Source organism: Erythrobacter ramosus (genome assembly GCF_009828055.1).
Lineage (GTDB): Bacteria > Pseudomonadota > Alphaproteobacteria > Sphingomonadales > Sphingomonadaceae > Erythrobacter > Erythrobacter ramosus.
Window position 1 is genome coordinate 1 of sequence record NZ_WTYB01000010.1, and the last position, 4,096, is coordinate 4,096.

General features: G+C 57.1%; 4 protein-coding genes. 1 reads left to right on the plus strand and 3 read right to left on the minus strand.

The genetic code is table 11. The features are described from left to right. Positions 1 to 771 (plus strand): hypothetical protein (locus tag GRI59_RS15550; RefSeq protein WP_202391061.1); only part of this gene is annotated, 771 nt, incomplete at its 5' end. A 43-nt stretch (positions 772 to 814) separates the two neighbouring features. On the opposite strand, the gene GRI59_RS15555 is transcribed toward GRI59_RS15550, so the two are convergent. The 3 genes from GRI59_RS15555 to GRI59_RS15565 all read right to left on the minus strand — a co-directional run. Continuing rightward, positions 815 to 1,081, minus strand: a complete 267-nt coding sequence (locus tag GRI59_RS15555; protein ID WP_221190917.1) for a DCL family protein — start codon at positions 1,079 to 1,081, stop codon at positions 815 to 817. Positions 1,082 to 1,122: 41 nt separating this feature from the next. Further along, positions 1,123 to 3,732, minus strand: a complete 2,610-nt coding sequence (locus GRI59_RS15560) for a DEAD/DEAH box helicase (protein ID WP_160762175.1) — start codon at positions 3,730 to 3,732, stop codon at positions 1,123 to 1,125. Next, positions 3,729 to 4,096 (minus strand): Hachiman antiphage defense system protein HamA (locus GRI59_RS15565; RefSeq protein ID WP_160762176.1); only part of this gene is annotated, 368 nt, incomplete at its 5' end. The genes GRI59_RS15565 and GRI59_RS15560, both read right to left, overlap by 4 nt.

Genomic DNA, 4,096 nt, shown 5'->3' on the forward strand with positions numbered 1-4,096 from the left:
TTCCCCAAGCGTCTCCGCCAGGAAACAGCTCAGCCGAAGCCGCAGGCCCAGAAGGTGAAGAAGCCCAGGGCAGCTCAGCCAGCCAAGGCTTCCGTAAAAAGGTCGACGGTCAAAAAGAAGAAGGTGCCCCAATCCTGGCAAATCGCCGGGTTCACGCCCGAGGCCGAGCGCGCGGAGCGCAACTTAGAGCGCAGCAGGGAAGCCGCTTCAATCATCGATACGATCCATCGGCTCACCAACGACGAACTGCTGGATCTTTGGCGCAAGCAAATGCCCCGCGCCATGGACCGGCAGAGCAAGTTGCAGTCTCTCGGGCAAGATTACGTGGATGCGATCGAGGGCGAGTGGCGGCGCAGAACTATTCTCGCACGACTTGATCCCGGCCACTTCAAATGGCCGACGACCCATGCCTCACCCGGAACCGGTGCGTTCGGTTCGATCGAGCACGATGAAGGCATGCTCAGTCACCTCGGTTACCACGTGGGCAAAACAGGTGAGCAATCGGCGCTGAAACGCCAGAGGCTACTTGCCCGCGTTTTCGAAGGCCAGCTCCCGCCGGTCAACGGCCCTGAATACATGGAATCATGGGGTGATCGCGGCAGTCCGAAGCGGCTCGAGAAGATGGCAGAAAGCATTGCTGCGGCTGTGAAGTCGGCGAAACGTCGAAGTGCCGATTTCAGCGTAGCGATCCAGCACTGGGAGGAGGACCTCTCTTACCTCCACGCGGCCTACTACGTTGGCCGCTTCGGCTTTGGGTGGCCGGCGCTTTAGGGGACTTCGGACTCGAAAATTCGGGCCGATTACGAAAGTGGGATCACGTTCGGTAGATGCAGGCAGTATGCGAGAACTTTTCGGTACTGCCGTCAGGCCGGTTAACCCAAAAGCAACGCGTTCCGAAATCTGCTGTGCGAACGCTGAAATGAGTGATGCCGCAGCCGATCTTGGCCGCTGACTCCGGATGGCGCTCAAGGGCCGCGCGCAAGACCTCCGCGTCAAGTGCACTGACTTTGTCGCCCAGGTCATAGCGATGGAGCATATCGTTGAGGTAGGAAACGGCGTCGCCTCGCTTTGCGAAATGCATGGTCCCCAAATCAAGAGGCTTCGCAGGCATAGCGTGATCCCCTATCCTTCGCTCTGCTCATCCAAGTTTTCATCATCGGTTGGAAGCAGACACTCGCGCACTTCGCGGAGGATTATCAGCGGTATTTCTAAAGTTTCTAAGCGATCACGACGGCTAGCGACCCACTCGACGCAATCCGCTTCACTTAGATCATCCCTGGCGATTTTCTCATACAAAGCAACAGCACTCATCCGTGACAGACCGAGCTCCAGCAGCGAAAGCAAGGTCCGTGACGAGACGCCTAACTCGAGTTGGGTGCCAATGTCGAGTTGTTGGTCGATCAGATCCTCGCGCTCGATCTGGCGCAGATGGAAGTGCAGCACATCCACATAGGCTGACAGATATTTGGGCGCCTTAAAGCGCGCAATCTGCTCGACTAGATCCATAGTCTCTCGGATTAAGTTCGGCAGCCGATAGCTTCTTCCTACGCTCATATGCCAGTCGATACTTCGCCGGATCATCGACGCCAGCGACAGGCCACGGAGCCAGTTGACGATGACGAGCGCGTAAAGCCGATTAACGTTCTCCGGACCGAATGCCGGAAACAGATATGTGTTGATCCTTCCGAGAATCGCGACGAACCGGTCGTAGCTATCGATACTCGCGACCTCGGCTGGCAGTAGATTTTCTACATCGCCCTGATATTCGCGGAACTGATCGAGCAGGCGTTGCAGACCAATTGGGCTAACACCGGGGTGCCGCGCGGTCAGTTCGATATCGATGTCAATTTGAGTGGCCAGGGCTTCGAGAGCTTGGTCCAGTTTCTTAAGGGTAGCCTGATCATGGCGCTTAGCGAGACTAGAAGTCGATATTGAGCCAAGGCGCAAATAAGTCGTGAGCAGATAAGCTCCAACCTGTTCAAACTGATCCGATGATTCGAGCGTCGACAAGTCAGATGTATCGCGGCCAGCAAGATATTGAGTCAGCTGGTCACCAAGCTCAAGGACCGCATCGCTCTCGCGCTTGATGGGAAAGCGCGCGCGGTGGGGCACGCCCGTCGGCCACGCAGTCCTGTCCTCTGGGCTGATACACACGATGTTCCCCTGGAACTCATCGCCCCAGCGACCAGCTCGCCCGGCTAAATTCCAAAAGTCGTGAGGCTCCATAGGATGCCCCTTGCCTTTCCGCGGCCCGCGCAAGACAATAGTACGGCACGAGAGATTGACGCCTTCGATGAGTGTCGACGTACATACGAGAAATCGAATCTTGCCCGTTCTAAACAGCCGCTCGATCTCGAGCCTGATGAGCGAAGGCATGTTGCCAAAATGGAAGGCGACCCCTCGCTCAACCACTGCAGCTAGACTAAATTGTGGGTGCACGCCCTTGCGTGCGAGATCGGCCAGCGCGACGAGCTCTGGGTCGACAACAGTGGCTGTCGGTTGCAGCTGACTGATTAAATCGGCGACCTTCTCTGACTCCGCCGCGCCGTTGACATAAACCAAGGTGCCCCCGCGCTGCCCTGCGGCGGCCGCGATGAAGGCGAGCTGCTTGCGAGCCCCACTCGGAGTGCTCGCCAATTCGAGCGTCCCGATTGGTAAAACGGAGTCAGTTTGCCTTACGGCTAGCGCCCAGAGCTTAGGTTTGCGGGGCACTTGATCAGCTACGATAACATTTTGGAGAACTGTCGGTGTGTCACTGTCGACCGACACCGTAGCCACATCCTCAGGCGCATCGGAAAGAAGTTCTTCGGGGTTCTGGGTCGCCGGACTGATGAACACTATTTTTAGCTTCGGGTCTGCCCGGGTCGCCCGCTCGACCGCATCTTGAAGGATCACGCCGCGCTGATTGTCCCCTATTTTGTGCGCCTCGTCGACTATGAGCAGGTCCGCAGAGAATTCGCTACCGAGTGAGTTAGCGAAGAGATGCAAACGCTCTTGGGTGAAGACCAAGATCAGACTCTTGCCACCTGCCCCTGCCGCATCAAACTTCCCGCGTATCGGGAGCGATGAAACTTCGATCGGACTGCCCTTGCCCAGCAGAGCTTGGAGACTCGTCTCGATCTCTGAAACAAGCGCGCGGGTAGGCGCGAGATAAATGGCAAGTTTCACCTCACCAATTCGCAACTGGTCGACGAGCCATTGAAGCACCAGAAACGTTTTTCCCGATGCGGTTGGGGCGGACGCGGACAACCAGTTCGGCCGGCTAGCGTTGGTCCAGAAACGCTGCTGGAAATCATTGACTTGAAGCCATGATCCGCTCGACTTTACGAGGATCGAGCGATCCATCTCCCGACGCTGCGCCTCAAGACGCAGAGCGACGCCGAGCCGCTCCTCAAGTCCATGTTCTAGCAGGCCGCGCTTGCCCGCGAGCGCAACTGCACGAAAATTAGAGAGCTTGCCAAAAAGTACGGCGCCCGCATCCTTTATCGCCGCTTTATCGGTCATAGCGATGGCGGCCGTTGCGATCCGCAGTGCAGTCTCCTGATCGACCCGCTCGCTCGACCGAGCAAGAATGCTGCCAGCAAGCAATAGTCGGGGCCAGTCGATTACAAGATCGCTCTTGTCGGGGAGGAGATTGTCGATCTCTCCACGCACCGTCAAGCGCGTGATCGCATCGAGATCATCGCGTATTCCCTCCGCACGTAGCCAGGACTGCAGCTCGTTCAAACTCATGCGGTGGCGATTCCCATGGCCTTTAAAAACGCACTTCGAAATCCATCGGCCGATGGCAGCGGTATGCAGAACAGCTGGATCTCCATGTCGCAGAGCTTTTCGGCCAAAAGACGCTCTCCGATCTTATCACTCCAGTCGGCAAGAGCCTTGCGGGCACCATCGACGATGTCATCGGCAATCGCCTTGACGTTGTCAGCGGGATAAAAGGGCGCTTCGAAGCCGACGAGCGCTACACCACAATATTGGACGCGGTTTGAAAGGACCGAGGAACGATCGAAGTAGCGCTTGAGGGCGTCAGTCAGTTCAGAATTGCTGAGGTCTGCCTTATCACTTAATAAGATCAGATCGCGCTCGCGATCAGCGC

What these genes read in the sequence shown, in the direction of transcription:
- GRI59_RS15555 (WP_221190917.1), bottom strand. Translation starts at nt 1,081, where the DNA reads ATGCATTTCGCAAAGCGAGGCGACGCCGTTTCCTACCTCAACGATATG.
- GRI59_RS15560 (WP_160762175.1), bottom strand. Translation starts at nt 3,732, where the DNA reads ATGAGTTTGAACGAGCTGCAGTCCTGGCTACGTGCGGAGGGAATACGC.